The following is a 16,191-nucleotide window of genomic DNA, read 5'->3' on the forward strand; positions in this document are numbered from 1 at the left end:
TATATGTTTTATTTTAACATAGTTCAGTGTATAGAGTGATTAGCTACAGGTGTTATATATTATGGATTATAGATTATCGATAATCTATAAAGGTATTCTATTATAAAAATCCATATCTTTCAATTATCTTGTTTTGGGCATAAGAATAATTCAACACGAATGGAATGATTATTACACTGATTACTTTTATGAGGATTGCTTAGAACACTAAGCTGTAAACACTTAGTGCCCCTTTTGAAAGAAGTCCCCCCTGTAATCCCCTATATGAATTGTTTGTTTTTTGCCTATTTGCTAATTACATTCCCCTTCACTCAGACTGAAATTTTTTAAAATTTATCACCAACTTTTTTCCCCTTCATATTCTATAGAATCAGATTGAATATTGAGGGGGAAACGTATGGGGGTTGAATTTACCGCTCTCCATTGGATTTACGTTATTTTTATTGTGCTTATCATCGGATTTATGGTTAAACGTCGCGATACCACCCTCATTTGTGTAGTAGGCATATTCATGCTAGCAATTGTTGCGACTGGCGATTTAACTTCATCCATTAGTGGAGTATTTAACAGCTTTATTTATGCCATTACAGAGTTGTTATCTACCATACTTATCATTTCTATTATTGTTGCTATGAGCCGGGTCATGATGACTTCAGGGATTAACGAGGTTATGGTTGCGCCATTTACGAAGATCATTAAAACACCCGCTCTTGCCTATTGGACAATTGGTTTATTAATGATGATTATTTCTTGGTTTTTCTGGCCTTCACCTGCTGTGGCATTGTTAGGGGCAGTACTCTTGCCTGTTGCCATTCGTGCAGGCTTGCCAGCACTCGGAGTGGCGATGGCGATGAACTTATTTGGTCATGGGATTGCATTATCAAGTGATTTCGTCATCCAGGGGGCACCGAAGCTAACAGCAGATGCTGCTGGCATTCCTGTTGGGGATGTGGTGTCTGCTAGTATTCCGCTCGTCATTACTATGGGGGTTGTAACGACAATCGTTGCTTATATTTTCTTGCGGCGAGATATGAAACGTGGAACTTTACTTTTAAACACAGCAAATTCCGCAGAAGAAAACGGTGAGCAAGAAACGCTAGAAAATCTACTGTCAATTGGACAAAAACGTTTCTTCGCTGTGCTTATTCCTATTGCTTTTATCTTAGATGTCATCGCCATGTCGGTTTTCAAATTACAGGGTGGCGATGCCACTGCTTTAATTGGTGGAACCTCCGTTTTCATATTACTTTTGCTTAGTATCGTAGCCCATAAAACAGAGGGGCTCGAAAAGACAACAAGCTATTTAATTCAAGGGTTTCAATTCGGCTTTAAAGTGTTCGGACCTGTTATCCCGATTGCTGCTTTCTTCTATTTAGGAGATGCAGGCTTTACACAAATTCTCGGAGATCATTTACCCGCTGCCTCACACGGTATTGTCAATGATCTCGGTGTTGGGCTTGCAGCAATAGTCCCTTTAACGAAGGAAATTGCAGTAATCACTTTGGCTGTAGTTGGTGCCATTACTGGATTAGATGGTTCAGGTTTCTCAGGAATATCCTTAGCGGGCTCTGTCGGAAGCTTATTCGGCAATGCACTAGGCGGAGGAACTGCTACTTTAACGGCCTTAGGGCAAATTACTGCCATTTGGGTTGGTGGAGGTACATTGATTCCTTGGGCATTAATTCCAGCAGCTGCCATTTGTAATGTGAGCCCATTTGAGCTCGCAAGGCGAAACTTACTCCCTGTAATCATTGGGCTTGTTGTGACAACAATTGTAGCGGTGTTTTTGATTTAAATAAGGCAAAAAGAGATGGCTCCTTAGAATTAGGAGCCATCTCTTTTTAATTTAACGCTCAGCATAATATTTTTTTAAAACCCCTTCAAACATCTGCCTAAGGTAAATTTCATTAATCCCTAAAATAGAAGATTCTATTATTATATGTTCAATACGAATAGATATTTGTTGAAGGGACATACTTATTGCTTCCCCAGAGTCAACCATAACAATTGCTTTTGAATGAGGTTTAATGGTGATGATCCCGCTCTTCTGAAGTTCCTTATAGCTTTTATGAACAGTATGAAGGTTAAGATTTGTTTGTGCAGCTAAGTTTCGAATGGATGGTAAATGGTCACCCTTTTTTAAATTCCCAGTTATTATGGCTAGTAGCAATCGTTCGTTTAGCTGCTGATATAGTGGAACCTTACTTCTTCGATTTACTTTCAGATTCATTGATCAACCTATCCCTTCATTTAAGAGCTCACTCTATAAATTGATGTAATTATACAGAGTACAAAGAAAAAATATTAAGAACTCATATCTATAGGTATTTTCAAACGTAAGATGGTCGATTATGAAAATAGGTGCTTCGTATAATAAGTGTATTATTACAGTTGAATGGATATAATGGCTTCCGTTGATTTTGACAAAGTACCTATAACAAATTCGCCAACCCTCCCATTTAAAACTTCCTCTTTGCAATGAAATGGCGCATGGTTGCAATCATCCATATAACTAGGAGCATGGTAACTGCACTATGGAAGCCATACCAAACTTTCATATCCCCTGACATCAATATAGTAGTAGCGTGCAAGCTATTACTAGCAGGATTAACAGCATCCAAAAGCGGATGTAAACCAGCAATGAAACGGCAGATAAATAGGACGACAATACTTGCTAATGCTATAAAAGCCGAACTATTAAAAAACGTGCTCATCATGGCAACAAACGTAATAACAAACAATAGCCACACACAATAAAATAGCAAAGCCAGCAAAGCATGCGTCACTGGTACTGCCGTAAATAAAAAAGATGTATAGCCATATGACATACCATAGCCTAGAGCTATACAGAAAACAGCTACTAGATAATGGACAATAATTTTACTATTTAAGTAGGATGAGATAGACACTGGTCTTGTAAGAATAAATGCCATCATTCCATTTGCTTTTTCACCTTGTATAATGCTCATTGCTGCAACTGCCAAAATAATAATTCCTAACTGATCAAACTGCGAACTTAGGGTTGTGGCCAGTACTTCGCTTCCCTCCGGCTTTGCCAAGGTTGGGTCAATCATAATACCCTCCACACCACCCATTGATTGCAAAATAACCGGCATGTAGTACATCATAATCGGCTGAGTTAACCCAAGTAAAATAAAGACAATTGGTAGCCAGACAATTTTAAATTCCTTCGTCATTTGAGTTACTTCTTTTTTACTTAATGCCAAAAAAGTATTCACCATTTCACACCACCAATTCTAAAAATATTTCTTCTAAGCTTTCATGAATGCCCAATTCAAACTTTAACAACATGACATTTGAATCTATCGCATACTGTAACAATTTTTGAGCGTCTTCCTCCAATTGATGGACGTGTATTTTAAAGCCATTTCTTTCATTTTCAATTTTTCTGACATAGGATAACTGTTCAACCTTTGTTACCCACTTAAGGTCTTCTTGGCGAACCATCAAATAGATGGCAGATTCTTGGTAACGTTCCTGCAACTGATCTTTTGTAGCGTCCTCTATTTTGTGACCATTTTGAATGACGACAAAACGTTCACAAATTTCCTCCGCATCACTCAATATATGGGTTGATAGTAAGATGGTCGTTTCTTTTTTAATCTCTTTTAAAAGATTCAACACTTCACGTCTTCCAATCGGATCTAAAGCTGATACTGGCTCATCCATAATCATCAAAGCTGGTTTATGCAATAAAGCTTGTGCGATACCAAGTCGTTGCTTCATACCCCCTGAAAAAGTTCCAACCTGAAAATGGGCTTCTTTTCCTAATCCAACTTTTTCTAAAAGCAAAGGAATTTCGTTTTGTAATTCATTCTTTGGTAAACCTGAAAGTGTTCCCATAAAAGATAATGTCTCAAATGCTGTCATCCAGGAGAAAAAATTAGGATATTGAGGTAAATAGCCTATCTGATTTTTCATCCTTGTAATTTGTTGTCCATCAAGAAGAATTTTTCCCTCATCTGCATATAAAATATCCGCAATGATTTGAATCAATGTTGATTTTCCTGCTCCGTTTGGTCCAATTAATCCGACGCACTCATTCGCATCAACAATCATTGAAAAATCATGCACTGCCGTTTTGTGTTTAAACCTTTTTGTAATGCCTTCAATTTCTAAGCGCACGTGTATTGACATCCTTTCTACCAATCATGAAATATAAAACAGGACCAATTGTATTAAAAAACACAATAATAACTGTCCACATTAGTACGTTTTCTCTCCTATTTCTGTTGCGGTATAAATCGATTAATGCAATTAGAATGAGGATAGATCCCACCAATAGAAATGGCAAAAGAATAGGAAGTATACTCGCCCAATCGAGTTGACTGATTTCATCAAAACCATAGTGTAATTTCATTGCTAAAACCTCCATTCATTATCATTATCAATAATGATAACAGAGTTGTTAAAAAATTTCATTACCTTTTTACTGTACATCTTCAAAAAATAGCTATAGTATATTTTTTGATAATGTTCTCATTTTGATAACATTTAATGCTTTCCTTGATACCATCTCATTATTTTATTAGGAGGATCGGTTTATGCGCAATAAAGCAGAGGTATTAATGCACCCTGTGAGAATGAAAATTTTACAAGCTTTGATGCACAATAAAGAAGAAGGTTTAAGCACTTTGGAGATGATTTCGGTCATTAAGGATGTACCGCAAGCTACTTTATATAGACATATCCAAATTTTAGTGGACGAAAACATCATAAAAATTGTGAAGGAGCGAAAAGTCCGTTCTGTTACAGAGAAGTTTTATGCATTAAATGAAGGAGCAGCAAAACTTAGTAAGGAGGATTGGACACAGCTCACAACTAAGCAAAAATTAAATTACATTTCCTACTATCAATTAGCACTACTATCTCAATATCAAAATTATTTACATTCACTTGATGAAAAAGAAAGTATTACAGATTTAGCTACTTTTTCTTTCATTGACTTATCGTTAACAGCTGATCAATTCAAGAGCTTTGAATATGAATTGAACGACTTATTCACTAAATACTATAATATGGCCGACTCAAGTAAAGGTTCGGAGACTAAAACAATTGCAATAAATATTATTCCAAAACCTTAGGTAGTATTTTACGTAAAGAAATGGAGAAGATTTATGAAAAAAAGAAAGTCACTAGAAAACACTCGAAAATTCATTATGATTATTATCGGGGCAGTAATTGCTGCTTACGGACTTGAAGCTGTATTAATTCCAAATGCTGTCATTGATGGTGGTGTAACGGGTCTCAGTATTATGGGGGCACACCTATTTGGACTCCCATTAGGCTTACTGCTCTTTGTCTTAAATATTCCGTTCATCTATATCGGTTATAAGCAAGTTGGAAAAACCTTTGCCCTAATGAGTAGTGCTGGGATCGCAGCATTATCCATTTCTACGGTTCTTTTACATGATGTTAAAACCATTTTAGGCCCAAATGATCCCTTACTAATTGTCCTATCTGGGGGTATGCTGCTTGGGGTAGGTATCGGGATTGTCTTACGTAACGGTGGTGCTTTAGATGGTTCGGAAGTTTTAGCTGTATTATTATCACGTAAAATTCCATTTTCTGTCGGCGATATTATCTTATTTATCAACGCCTTTATTTTCTTAGGGGCAAGCTTTATCTTTGGCTTAGAGAGCGCCTTATACTCAGCGTTAACATATTATATTGCGAAAAATGTTATCGATATTATCCAAGTTGGTTTAGAGAAATCAAAAGAAGTCCGTGTTGTTAGTGCTAAATCTGAGGAGATTGGAGACGCAATCCAAGCTCGTCTCGGACGTGGTGTTACCTATACACATGGACGTGGCGGCTTCTCCAATGAACCAACTGAAATTTTAAACTGTGTCATTAACCGTATGGAAGAAAACAAGTTAGTTTCTATTATTAAAGATATCGATGAAGGCGCCTTTGTTGTGATTTCTGATGTTTCAGAAGTTCGTGGCGGGAACTTTAAGAAACGAGATATCCATTAAAATAAGAGTAAGTAAGACGCCAACATGTCTTACTTACTTTTTTCGTATTTTACCCCACCTAATAAACTCAACGCCCCGATGATTACAACTGTCGCTGCACCAACTAATGAATATTGGTAGCTATTAGTAGCGTTAGCAAGTACCCCTGCTACAGTAGGTCCTACCATCTGACCTAAAGCATAGCCAGCTGTTAAATAGCCTAAAATTTGATGACTGTTTACTGGGACAATGTGTCTTGCTAGAGTTGTAACAATTGTTGTGATCCCCATAAAGGTTGCCCCAAATATAAAGGCACTTATATAAAGCGTAATTGTATTTGTTGCTATTGCCGGTAGAGCAATTCCGACTGCTTGAACAACCATAGAAATCAGTAATATTTTCACATAACCAAAGCGCTGTGCTAGCTTGGAACATATGATACACGATGGAATAGCAGCTAAACCAGCTACAAACCATACCAGTGCTGCATTCCCATGAAAGCTTGTTGATTCCTGTGCAATCGATACAATAAAAGTTCCTGTGACAATATAGCCAAGCCCCTCTAAACTATAAGCGACAATTAACCATTTCAACCATGACTTCGGTGGCATTTTTGGTACTGGTATAGATTGATTCCCCCACTGTTTTTTACTGTGTGGGATGGATTTGATGAATAAAACAATAAAGACAAATAATAACACACACAATAAAGCTAAAGCTATCCATGTTCCATTCCACTTAAAGACTTCATGAATGGGCGAAACGATGATGGCACTGATAGCTATTCCAATCCCCACACCACTATAGAAAAGCCCTGATAGATGCGATTTATTATTATCCGCCAATTGATCGAGAACAAGACTAGCCATGACTACAAAAATAAAAGCACTCATTATCCCAGAAATAAATCTGAGGACATACCATATAATAATCGTTTCTGTAAAACCCATAAAGGCCGTAGTCATCATACTGATGATAAGACCTACTTGCAAAAAGGGAACACGTTTTTGTTCAATTGGTAATCGTCCCACCACTAATGCCCCAATCAGGTAGCCTAAATAATTGCTCGTTGCTAAATAGCCTGCAGTGGCTCGACTAAACCCAGATGCTTCTTGCATATAGGGTAGAATGACTGTATATGAAAAACGTCCGATTCCCATCGCGATCATTAAAGCGAGTATGCCACCTATTAAATAGTGGATCGTTTGCTTTTGCATAGTACCACTCCCTCTCTTCTTCACTATATCGAATTTTAGGTATCACAAATATGCTTAATTCGTTATAATTGATATCAATAAAATTGATAGCTGGAGGGCATATGAATATTAATGATTTGACTATCTTTCGAACAGTTGTACAAACAGGAAGTTTTTCTAAAGCAGCTGCAACACTTAATTACACACAATCCAATATATCTATGAAAATACAAAGTCTTGAGGCTTTGTATAATACAACATTATTTTATCGTGGACATCGAGGTATTCAGCTAACAGCTAAGGGGGAACAATTTTACGAGGTCGCCTTAAAAATGCTTCATCTCTATGAGAAATCCTTTGAACTTTTACAAGAGGATGAGAATTCAAGTGGTATTTTACGGATTGGCTCAATGGAAACGACTGCCGCTTTGCATTTACCTACCCTATTGACGACATTCCATCAAGCTCATGAAAAGATCGATATTACTATTTTAACAAGTCCATCTCAGTACAATATTGACCGGTTAATAAACTATGAAATAGATGGTGCCTTTGTGACTGGCCCCGTTTATAAAGAAAATATATTGATTAAGGAATTTGTCAACGAAGAGCTTGTCATCATTACATCAAGCAATCATAAACCTATCCGAGATTTGCTTGATATCGAGGACAGTACAGTCATTTCGTTCAGACATGGCTGCTCCTATCGAGCCGTTTTCGAGCATTGGTTACATGAGGACGGCGTACAGCCAAAAAATAGAATGGAATTTGGTACGCTTGATGGAATTATTGGCTGTGTGGCTGCTGGTCTAGGCATTACCCTACTTCCTCGCGCCATTGCAGAGAAGTATATGGCCGCCTATCCATTAAAAATACATGAAATAACAACCAAGCAAGCCCAAATTTCTACTTGGTTTATTTATCGTAAGGATGAGGTACAATCACCCATCCTCCACTATTTTTTAGAAGCTATAGAAGCTTATCATCCTTTTTAGGGGAATCTAGGATTTTTCGTATTTCTTTTCTCCGGCACTTTTGTGGAGCTATCTGTCACTCTCGGGATGCTATACGTCACTCTCGGGGACTATCGTCACTCTCGGGGTTCTATCCGTCACTCTCTGGGTCCTATATGTCACTTTCAGGATTCTATCCGTCACTTTCAGGGTTCTATCCGTCACTCTCATAGTTTTATCCACTACTTTCGGGGTTCTATCCGTCACATGTGAAATAAAAGCTGTTCAGTAGTTTTTACTCTACTGAACAGCTCATTTTAAGAAATAACCGTTTCCGCTATGTTGGATGCATGATCTCCGATTCTTTCCAAATTACTGACGATATCAGCAAATACAATGCCCGCTGAACCTGAGCACACACCTTCATTTAATCGTTTAATATGCAATTTACGTAAACGTCTCTCCATATTATCTATTTCATTTTCTTTTTCTATCGCTTGCTGTGCTAAAGATAAATCCTGTTTGTCAAGAGATTCAATAGCCACTTTTACAGTTTCTAATGTGAAAATGAACATATCTTCTAACTCTTTCAGTGCTTGGTCACTTAAGCGGACGCGATTGCTATCTTTATATTGAAGAAGCTCGATAATATTTTCTACATGGTCACCAATACGCTCGATATCACGAATATTGTCAAACAAAGCGTGGTGTAGTTTTGAATCATGGTTCGATAGAGATTGCTTGGATAACTCTATTAAATACTCTGTGGATTTCCGATCTAAATTATTGATAGCTTCTTCCAATTGTTCCACCTTGCCTACCAATTTTGTGTCAGCTGTTTTTAAGATCGTTAGCGTTTCTTCTAGACCAAGAATGCTATATTCTCCCATACGGACTACTTCCATTTTTGCTTGTCCTAGTGCAATGGAAGGTGATTTTACAATTAAATTTTGATCCAAAAATTTTGGTTTATATTCGATGGCTGAATCTTCACCAGGAATTAATTTTGTTACAACATATGCCCAAACGCCAATAAACGGCAGTTGAATAAGTGTATTCATGACATTAAAAGTTCCATGAGCAAAGGCTATTTGCATTTTTGGTTCTAAATTAAGCAACCCAGCAATCCATTCTACATAGTTCGTAAATAAGCCAAGTATCAGCATAAAGATAATCGTACCTACCACGTTAAATAGTAAATGAGTGGCAGCCGCTCTTTTAGCTGCTATAGAAGCACCTAAAGCCGCTAAGATGGCAGTAATGGTTGTTCCGATATTATCTCCAAACAGAACAGGTAATGCCCCGTGTAAAGAAATTAAATCCTCCGCATAAAGTCCTTGTAAAATACCTACTGTAGCAGAAGAAGATTGAACAATTAACGTAAATATCGTCCCTACTATTACACCTAAAATCGGTACATCGGACATTTGGACAGTCAAATCTAAAAATGGTTGCCAATCTCGAAGTGGCTTCATCCCTCCACTCATGAGCTCTAAACCAATAAATAAACCGGCAAACCCGAACAGTACTTGTCCAATATTTTGAATCATACTTTTCTTAAAGAAAAATAAGCAAATGGCACCTACTGCCATAATGGGATATGCATATGCACCTACATCAATCCCTATTATAAATGCGGTAATAGTTGTTCCAATATTGGCACCCATAATTACGCCGATCGCCTGGCGCAATTTCATCAGTCCTGCACTAACTAGTCCTACTGTAATAACAGTTGTTCCTGAACTGGACTGTATAAGAACGGTTACAATAATACCAACTAGTACACCCATTAATGGATTTGTTGTAAATCTATCTAAAATATCGCGTAGACGGTCACCAGCAGCCTTCTGTAAACCATCCCCCATAAATTTAATAGCAAAAAGAAATAAGCCTAACCCTCCAAGAAATTGGAAAATCATCTCCTGTATATTGATATCCAATCTATTCAGTCCTTTCCTTGTTGTCAGACTTTATTATTGATAGTTTTAAGCTTGCTGTATATATCATTTACAATGCATTAAATAAATGTTTACACTCCCTTTACAATTAAGCCAAAAAACGGACAAAAACAAATAGTATTCAACAAAAAGCAAACAGAAAAAACATGTGAGAAATCGCTATTAGGATTCCCACATGTTTTCTTTTGACGACTGAGAAAATTTCCTATAGGCTTGAAATAGACTGAGAAGGGGGCTTTTTATGGATATTTTTATTGCCAGTAACCGTCAACTACCCATCCGTTATTATGTGCAAGAAGCTGTTTGGATTCGCCGTGGGGGTAGTACCAAGCTTCCTGATTTAACACTGCCATTTTTCGTTGAGGTAGAAATTAAAAGTCACTACAACCTATCGATCATTAGAGATTATATTTTTGATTTTCAAAAGCAATACAAACAGACAGAAATTCAAATATTAATTAAAGACACTGCTTTTTTAGCTGTCATGCAAGACATGCTGGCAAGCCATGAACGAACACATCACGCTATTACTATTTATCCACTTTAGACAGATTTTTGTTACGATGGAAATGGCAATGAGATAATAAAATACAATGTCTCGTTCTTATATTTTGCGTGAATCGTTCCTCCGTGAAGCTCCACGATGCTTTTGGCGATGGCTAGTCCAAGCCCTGAGCCCTCTGTCACATTTGTTCTTGATTGATCCTTTTTATAAAACCTTTCAAATAAACTATTAAGCTCCTCTGCTGTAAACGCATCACTTTCATTGGCCACACAAATTCGAACCTGGTCGTCTTGCTCCTCAAGTGAAACCAAAATTTTTCCATCTCCAGTGGTGTAGTTTATAGCATTGATTAATAGGTTATCAAATACCCGAACAATTTTTTCAGAATCCAGTGCCGCAAAAATACGATGCTCTGGAAAATGTTTGATAAAAAGACGTTGTTTTTGCTCTGCCAGGGGCACTAACTCCTCCATCAGTTGATCAAGCAGCTCATTCAAACAAATTTGTTGTCGTACTAACGTATTTTTATCATTCATTAGCTTTGTATAGTCAAATAAATCATCAATTAAATTTTTTAATTGCTCAGATTTTGAAAATGCTATCTTCAAATATTCGTCATACTGTTCTTTTGTCTCATACTTCTCTTCTCTTAATAAACGCAAGTAGCCCATAATAGAGGTAAGCGGTGTTCTTAGGTCATGAGAAACGTTTGTAATGAGGTCATTCTTTTGCTGCTCAACTTTTCTTTCCATTTCAATACTGGACATAATTTCTTCTGCCATTTGATTGATATTATCCGTCAATAAGGCAATTTCATCCTGCCCATTTTTCTCAATACGATAAGCTAAATCACCCTTTGCGATTTCCATAACCCCCTCTGCTAAGGATTCTATTTGCGTCATTTTACGTTTCGTTATATAGAAAAACGATAAGATAAACAAAATAACCCCAATGAAAAACGGTATAGGTCCTTCACTAGTGCTCGTTATCACTTCTCCTTGCGGAAGTCCACTTACAATGAAATAGTATTTTTTATCTTGCAAGGTCAGCGGTACTAAAGTAGTAAATTCCTCACGTGAAATGACTATGTTTGGAAACTCTTCTTCAAACGGCTGATTCACCGTAAAGCTCATGGCATCCATAATGACTTCATGCAGGTCGATATGTTCTTCTTTTACTTGTTTAGTTTTGTATAAAACGTCACCGACCTCATCCGTCACGATCATCTTTAACGTATTTTGATGGCTCTCCACTTTTTCATTTTCTTGGTCAATGGTTTGACGTAACGAATCAATACTGTTTTCATGTATCGCTAACTCCGCTATATCATGCGCCTGAAAATACATCGCCCTCATACTGAAACTATAATCAACTGTGGCACTCTCATTGATATTTTCAAATAGTGGAAGTACTGCGCGGGACACTAAAAAACTGCCAAGGGCACATAAAATAAATGTCGTAAATAGTTGTATTCGAATACTACGCTGAATATTGCTTTTAATTCTTTCTCCAATGTGTGTTATTAACCCCACTAGCTTGAAAAATAGTCTAAAGATCCTTTTCAACTTTATACCCTACTCCCCATACGGTTTTGATATATTGAGGATTTCTTGGATTCGTTTCAATGCGCTCTCGAATTTTTCGAATATGTACCATCACTGTATTTTCTGATTGAAAAGCTTCTTCTTTCCAAACCCTTTCATAGATTTGCTCTGCATTCATCACAATCCCTGGATTACTTGAAAGCAATTCTAAAATTGCAAACTCTCTTGGCGTTAATTTTACTTTTTCATTGTTAACTAAGACCTCATGTGTCGCTGTGTTGATTCGTAAGTCTCCAATTTCAATTTCATCACTGTTACTTTTATTCAAGCCATTTAATTTTAGATAGCGCCGAAGCTGTGATTTAATTCTTGCAACTAGCTCCAATGGGTTAAAGGGCTTTGTGACATAATCATCTGCTCCTATTGTTAAGCCCATTATTTTATCCATATCCTGAGATTTGGCAGTCAACATGATAATAGGCATTTCTGCTATTTCCCTTACCTTCATACACATTTCCATACCATCCACATTCGGCATCATTAAATCCAAAACGATTAAATGTATCTCCTGTTTCTTTAATAGCTGCAAACCTTCCTCACCATCACATGCCTCGATCACTTGATAGCCTTCGTTTTTTAAATAAATCGCAATAAGATTTCTAATTTCTTTTTCATCATCCACAATTAGAATTGTTTCGTTACTCATCTAACCCCACCATTCAAATATTTGCCAATACGAACGTTCCTTATTTTAACTATATTTTTATTTTTCGTATATAAAAATAATAAAGACAGCTGATAATGAAGATAATCATGCCCAAATAGACTCCATATTTAGTAGCCAGTATAGAAATATACTCTATGTGACTTCCAAACAATAAACCGAGTGTGAAATAAATCAATGTCCATACAAATCCTGTTGTGTAAGAAAACAAAGCATATGTTTTAAACGACATATTATTCATCCCCACCAAGTACGGAAGAATATGCCTAATAATCGGGATAAAGTAACTAAAGACTAATGCAAAACTGCCATATTTATCAAGCAGTTCTTTGGACTTCAATAAATATTTTGCCTTTTTCCTTTTAAGCAATTTATCGAGTACTTGATAACCGAATAGTCTACCTAGGACATACCCAATAGATAGACCCGAAACGACACCTAAATAGGTAACCAAAAAAGATTTCCATATACTCATCGTCTCTAAGGTTGATAAAAAACCACCACTCATCACAATCATTTCATCTGGTAGAGGCATGCCGATGATGCCTAGCCATAAACTAAAAAACAACGAAAAATACCCATATCGTTCAATAACTAATAAAAGATCCTGTAGCTCCATTAAACGATCCTCATATTCCCTAATTTACAGCTAAATACATAGGCTGGTGGCATATTAATCCAAACCTTTTCATGGGAGATATCACCGAAATATTTTTGAAAAAATGATTTTTTCACAAGTGAATATTGGAACGTAATAAATTTTCCATTGTGCAAACAACCCTGCACATTTTTTAAAATACTGCAGGATACCTCAGCCTCCAAGGAAGTAAAGGGGAGTCCTGAAATGACATAATCAATTTTTTCAACTTGGAACTCGGCCATATACTTCATCAAATTTTCTGCCGAACCATGAATGACCACAACATTCGTTTCATTTGCAAATTTTTGCCGTAGTTTTTCACAAAAAGCTGTATTATGTTCAATGAGAACAAGCAATGTTTCTGGATTTTTTCTTTTCACAAGCTCCCTTGTAAAAGATCCCGTCCCTGGTCCCAATTCAACAATACATTGTGCATTTTCAAAGCATATAGGTTGTATCATTTTATAAGCTAATTTTTTGGAGCTAGGTGAAATGGCACCAATTGTTCTTGGATGTTTTATAAATTCAGTAAGGAACGTGATGAAATTCATATATACTCTCCCCGCTTTGCTTTAATCGTTGATGGTTCTAACTATAATGAGCATTTCTTAAAGAATTGCGAGGAGAATTCTTAAAATTTCCTTAAGAGTTTACATATTAAGTTGTATTTGATGCTGCTGCGAGGTATGGAGCACATGGGGGGTACTTGAGGTACAAATAAATAATCATATTTATATAAAAAGAAAAAGGCTCAGGCTCAAAATCAATTGAAAGCCTGAGCCTAGTTACATACTCCGTTGTGTAATGATGATTTTTAATCCTTCAAAATCTCCGCCTGTCAATATACCCGCATCGAATTTATCTAGCCATGATTTGTCTATTAATTTCTTGTCTACTGTTTGTTTAATTAAATCACGTACTGCAGCTTTTGTTGTCTCATTTGTAAATTTCATACAATCATCATCCTTTTCCATTTGTTGTGGTATATCCATACCATTCAAAATATCCTTTTTAAATTGCCCCTCTGATATCCCCATGCTCATCAAATATGAGAATGGATCTCTATGCGTCGTACCTTTTAAATGATCTGTGATCCAGCGGTGTGACTTAATACCATTGCCACTACCATCAAGTAAAATAGGGATTCCAGCATCTTTTGCAAGCTCCCTTAATAGCCAAACATATGCCGCATAATCTTTTTCAAACTGTTCCTTATTATTGGTTCGAGCTAGCTCTACTTGGGCATAGCTAAATGGATTCCCTTTAGGACCACAACCATATTGCACGCGATTAACGGGGGCAATTTGTACAATACGTCCTCCACTGCCTACCCAATGGGAAGTGAAGGCATTTGCTTTATTACGATTCATATAGGTTATTTCATTTTCTAAAGCATTCGGGCCACAATTATTTGCATTGCCCGATTCATGGGCAATGACGTACTTGACCGCAGTTAAAGCATAGTTTGGTAGTCCTGTCATGAAGCGTTTTTCAATGACATAACTCATTTTCCATTACCCCCTTTATGTGAGTATTGTTTATATAATTGATTGCTAAAAACAGCAGCTCCACTTACAAGAACCCCTTGTACAATACTTTGCATAGTGATACCCATAACGCCGATTGTAAACGCAACCCCAAATACCAGTAAAATATAGGGAATCAACCAATCTTGCATTTTAGGTGTATTCTTTAAAGCCTGTCCTATAACCAATAAAACAGGCACCACAATTAGCGCCTGTTCAATAATATAATCATATAAAAATTCCATAGTATGATCCCCCTAGTAGGTTTTAATAACAAGTGTTAACAATCCTAAAATTACAGCGCCTATAATAGTTGTAGATACCCACCAAACGATTTTATCAATTTTGTTTAATCGGTGGTGAGCATTTTTAGTACTCGCTAATGCTTCCTCTGCGATATCCTTAGCGTTATCCGCCGTTTGACGAATATCTCTAATATCATCAATTTTTGCCTCGATACCACCAAGACGTTCATAAATATTTCTGATTAATTCATCTCCCATGACATCAATCCTTTTCTCTTTAGATTCAAATAAAAAGCTATGAAAAGCATCAAGATTCAGTAGTTCATCCCGATTGCTTTCATAGCTTAAATAACACATAAAAAATAACGCTAGCTTATGCTGCGTTTACTTGTATTCGTTATTTTGTTCAGTGGCTTTAATTTGGATAGCCTCTTCTTCGGTTAATAACTCTTTTGTAACAGCTAAATCAATTTGTTCCTCTGTTGCTCTGCAATTACACCAATTACGTAAGAAAAGATTATATACAGCACTCGACATATCAGTTTCCTCCTAGTAACGCTGTCATGATTAATTCATCTTGATCTGCTTGTGATACTCTCAATTCTGCATTTTGACGCTCAAGCTCTATAATACGTTCTTGTAGATGTCCGCCGTTGCTCTGTTCCTCACCAATGACAACGCTATAAGCATCATATGTTGCTTGATATTCTTCCCTTGTTATCTCGCTTGTATCTGTGCCCATAAGGGACTCGCGTGTGCCACTATAGATCACATAACCGACCTTAGGGTTTTTTTTATCGTCGATAAAACTACCGACAGATTTATTCATGTCGACACCGCCATAAATATATGCAGTGGCATTTCCTACGACTTCCTCTAGGTTATCCGTGATTTTTAAATAAATAGTGTCCATGTGTTTTCC

20 protein-coding genes are annotated in these 16,191 nt (G+C 36.8%); 5 read left to right on the top strand and 15 right to left on the bottom strand.

From position 1 onward, the window contains the following. The first annotated feature begins 397 nt into the window (after positions 1–397). A complete protein-coding gene (locus tag AC07YC_RS01435; protein ID WP_336634175.1) occupies positions 398–1,795 on the top strand; it encodes a hypothetical protein in 1,398 nt (465 codons plus the stop codon). A 51-nt stretch (positions 1,796–1,846) separates the two neighbouring features. Here AC07YC_RS01435 and AC07YC_RS01440 read toward each other — a convergent pair whose 3' ends face one another. The 4 genes from AC07YC_RS01440 to AC07YC_RS01455 form a co-directional block, all read right to left on the bottom strand. Continuing rightward, complete coding sequence (locus AC07YC_RS01440) at positions 1,847–2,230, bottom strand: GntR family transcriptional regulator (RefSeq protein WP_494918185.1); 384 nt, start codon at positions 2,228–2,230, stop codon at positions 1,847–1,849. Between the two features lie 229 nt (positions 2,231–2,459). After that, positions 2,460–3,239 (bottom strand): ABC transporter permease, encoded by a 780-nt coding sequence (locus AC07YC_RS01445; protein WP_336634443.1) that lies wholly within the window; start codon positions 3,237–3,239, stop codon positions 2,460–2,462. 4 nt (positions 3,240–3,243) lie between these two features. Beyond that, complete coding sequence (locus AC07YC_RS01450) at positions 3,244–4,146, bottom strand: ABC transporter ATP-binding protein (RefSeq protein ID WP_494918186.1); 903 nt, start codon at positions 4,144–4,146, stop codon at positions 3,244–3,246. After that, on the bottom strand, positions 4,130–4,381 hold the full coding sequence (locus AC07YC_RS01455; RefSeq protein WP_336634178.1) for a PLD nuclease N-terminal domain-containing protein: 252 nt from the start codon (positions 4,379–4,381) through the stop codon (positions 4,130–4,132). Before AC07YC_RS01455 ends, AC07YC_RS01450 begins: the two co-directional genes overlap by 17 nt. A 184-nt stretch (positions 4,382–4,565) precedes the next feature. On the opposite strand from AC07YC_RS01455, the gene AC07YC_RS01460 reads away from it, so the two are divergent. After that, positions 4,566–5,105 carry a transcriptional regulator gene (locus tag AC07YC_RS01460; RefSeq protein WP_090001121.1) on the top strand — a complete coding sequence of 180 codons (540 nt, stop codon included), beginning with the start codon at positions 4,566–4,568 and terminating at the stop codon, positions 5,103–5,105. A 33-nt stretch (positions 5,106–5,138) separates the two neighbouring features. After that, positions 5,139–5,999 (top strand): YitT family protein, encoded by an 861-nt coding sequence (locus AC07YC_RS01465; protein WP_036124367.1) that lies wholly within the window; start codon positions 5,139–5,141, stop codon positions 5,997–5,999. A gap of 29 nt (positions 6,000–6,028) precedes the next feature. Here the strand turns inward: AC07YC_RS01465 and AC07YC_RS01470 are convergent, their stop codons facing one another. Then, a complete protein-coding gene (locus AC07YC_RS01470; protein WP_494918188.1) occupies positions 6,029–7,195 on the bottom strand; it encodes a YbfB/YjiJ family MFS transporter in 1,167 nt (388 codons plus the stop codon). 101 nt (positions 7,196–7,296) lie between these two features. Here AC07YC_RS01470 and AC07YC_RS01475 point away from each other — a divergent pair, with 101 nt between their 5' ends. Next, complete coding sequence (locus AC07YC_RS01475; protein WP_494918189.1) at positions 7,297–8,169, top strand: LysR family transcriptional regulator; 873 nt, start codon at positions 7,297–7,299, stop codon at positions 8,167–8,169. A 275-nt stretch (positions 8,170–8,444) separates the two neighbouring features. Here AC07YC_RS01475 and AC07YC_RS01480 read toward each other — a convergent pair whose 3' ends face one another. After that, positions 8,445–10,046, bottom strand: a complete 1,602-nt coding sequence (locus AC07YC_RS01480) for a Na/Pi cotransporter family protein (RefSeq protein ID WP_494918190.1) — start codon at positions 10,044–10,046, stop codon at positions 8,445–8,447. Positions 10,047–10,326: 280 nt separating this feature from the next. Between AC07YC_RS01480 and AC07YC_RS01485 the strand changes: the two genes are divergently transcribed. After that, on the top strand, positions 10,327–10,632 hold the full coding sequence (locus tag AC07YC_RS01485; RefSeq protein ID WP_249660020.1) for a hypothetical protein: 306 nt from the start codon (positions 10,327–10,329) through the stop codon (positions 10,630–10,632). A gap of 11 nt (positions 10,633–10,643) precedes the next feature. Here the strand turns inward: AC07YC_RS01485 and AC07YC_RS01490 are convergent, their stop codons facing one another. The 9 genes from AC07YC_RS01490 to AC07YC_RS01530 all read right to left on the bottom strand — a co-directional run bounded on the left by AC07YC_RS01490 (position 10,644) and on the right by AC07YC_RS01530 (position 16,182). After that, positions 10,644–12,155, bottom strand: coding sequence for a sensor histidine kinase (locus AC07YC_RS01490; RefSeq protein WP_494918191.1), 1,512 nt, complete (start codon positions 12,153–12,155; stop codon positions 10,644–10,646). Further along, positions 12,139–12,840: a response regulator transcription factor gene (locus AC07YC_RS01495; protein ID WP_336634182.1), complete on the bottom strand. Its 702-nt coding sequence runs from the start codon at positions 12,838–12,840 to the stop codon at positions 12,139–12,141. The genes AC07YC_RS01490 and AC07YC_RS01495 overlap by 17 nt, the downstream gene beginning before the upstream one ends. 49 nt (positions 12,841–12,889) lie before the next feature. Then, positions 12,890–13,477 carry a DedA family protein gene (locus tag AC07YC_RS01500; RefSeq protein WP_494918192.1) on the bottom strand — a complete coding sequence of 196 codons (588 nt, stop codon included), beginning with the start codon at positions 13,475–13,477 and terminating at the stop codon, positions 12,890–12,892. Continuing rightward, positions 13,477–14,049 carry a class I SAM-dependent methyltransferase gene (locus AC07YC_RS01505; protein WP_494918193.1) on the bottom strand — a complete coding sequence of 191 codons (573 nt, stop codon included), beginning with the start codon at positions 14,047–14,049 and terminating at the stop codon, positions 13,477–13,479. Before AC07YC_RS01505 ends, AC07YC_RS01500 begins: the two co-directional genes overlap by 1 nt. 234 nt (positions 14,050–14,283) lie before the next feature. After that, positions 14,284–15,006 carry a peptidoglycan recognition protein family protein gene (locus tag AC07YC_RS01510; RefSeq protein ID WP_494918194.1) on the bottom strand — a complete coding sequence of 241 codons (723 nt, stop codon included), beginning with the start codon at positions 15,004–15,006 and terminating at the stop codon, positions 14,284–14,286. Then, positions 15,003–15,269, bottom strand: a complete 267-nt coding sequence (locus AC07YC_RS01515) for a phage holin family protein (protein ID WP_494918195.1) — start codon at positions 15,267–15,269, stop codon at positions 15,003–15,005. The genes AC07YC_RS01510 and AC07YC_RS01515 overlap by 4 nt, the downstream gene beginning before the upstream one ends. A gap of 12 nt (positions 15,270–15,281) precedes the next feature. Further along, complete coding sequence (locus tag AC07YC_RS01520; RefSeq protein ID WP_494918196.1) at positions 15,282–15,626, bottom strand: hemolysin XhlA family protein; 345 nt, start codon at positions 15,624–15,626, stop codon at positions 15,282–15,284. A gap of 27 nt (positions 15,627–15,653) precedes the next feature. Next, on the bottom strand, positions 15,654–15,806 hold the full coding sequence (locus AC07YC_RS01525) for a hypothetical protein (protein ID WP_494918197.1): 153 nt from the start codon (positions 15,804–15,806) through the stop codon (positions 15,654–15,656). 1 nt (position 15,807) lies between these two features. Then, the gene (locus tag AC07YC_RS01530; protein ID WP_494918198.1) at positions 15,808–16,182 is read right to left on the bottom strand and encodes a hypothetical protein; all 375 of its coding nucleotides are present in this window, start codon (positions 16,180–16,182) and stop codon (positions 15,808–15,810) included. Positions 16,183–16,191 lie beyond the last annotated feature (9 nt).

Source organism: Lysinibacillus sp. GW247-5R2A (assembly GCF_059424475.1).

Bases quoted from the DNA above. Each gene is read 5' to 3' on its own strand.
- AC07YC_RS01435 (WP_336634175.1), top strand. From the start codon at position 398: ATGGGGGTTGAATTTACCGCTCTCCATTGGATTTACGTTATTTTTATT.
- AC07YC_RS01485 (WP_249660020.1), top strand. From the start codon at position 10,327: ATGGATATTTTTATTGCCAGTAACCGTCAACTACCCATCCGTTATTAT.
- AC07YC_RS01480 (WP_494918190.1), bottom strand. From the start codon at position 10,046: ATGATTTTCCAATTTCTTGGAGGGTTAGGCTTATTTCTTTTTGCTATT.
- AC07YC_RS01495 (WP_336634182.1), bottom strand. From the start codon at position 12,840: ATGAGTAACGAAACAATTCTAATTGTGGATGATGAAAAAGAAATTAGA.
- AC07YC_RS01475 (WP_494918189.1), top strand. From the start codon at position 7,297: ATGAATATTAATGATTTGACTATCTTTCGAACAGTTGTACAAACAGGA.
- AC07YC_RS01470 (WP_494918188.1), bottom strand. From the start codon at position 7,195: ATGCAAAAGCAAACGATCCACTATTTAATAGGTGGCATACTCGCTTTA.
- AC07YC_RS01440 (WP_494918185.1), bottom strand. From the start codon at position 2,230: ATGAATCTGAAAGTAAATCGAAGAAGTAAGGTTCCACTATATCAGCAG.
- AC07YC_RS01465 (WP_036124367.1), top strand. From the start codon at position 5,139: ATGAAAAAAAGAAAGTCACTAGAAAACACTCGAAAATTCATTATGATT.
- AC07YC_RS01530 (WP_494918198.1), bottom strand. From the start codon at position 16,182: ATGGACACTATTTATTTAAAAATCACGGATAACCTAGAGGAAGTCGTA.
- AC07YC_RS01455 (WP_336634178.1), bottom strand. From the start codon at position 4,381: ATGAAATTACACTATGGTTTTGATGAAATCAGTCAACTCGATTGGGCG.
- AC07YC_RS01520 (WP_494918196.1), bottom strand. From the start codon at position 15,626: ATGTGTTATTTAAGCTATGAAAGCAATCGGGATGAACTACTGAATCTT.
- AC07YC_RS01460 (WP_090001121.1), top strand. From the start codon at position 4,566: ATGCGCAATAAAGCAGAGGTATTAATGCACCCTGTGAGAATGAAAATT.
- AC07YC_RS01510 (WP_494918194.1), bottom strand. From the start codon at position 15,006: ATGAGTTATGTCATTGAAAAACGCTTCATGACAGGACTACCAAACTAT.
- AC07YC_RS01515 (WP_494918195.1), bottom strand. From the start codon at position 15,269: ATGGAATTTTTATATGATTATATTATTGAACAGGCGCTAATTGTGGTG.
- AC07YC_RS01525 (WP_494918197.1), bottom strand. From the start codon at position 15,806: ATGTCGAGTGCTGTATATAATCTTTTCTTACGTAATTGGTGTAATTGC.
- AC07YC_RS01500 (WP_494918192.1), bottom strand. From the start codon at position 13,477: ATGGAGCTACAGGATCTTTTATTAGTTATTGAACGATATGGGTATTTT.
- AC07YC_RS01505 (WP_494918193.1), bottom strand. From the start codon at position 14,049: ATGAATTTCATCACGTTCCTTACTGAATTTATAAAACATCCAAGAACA.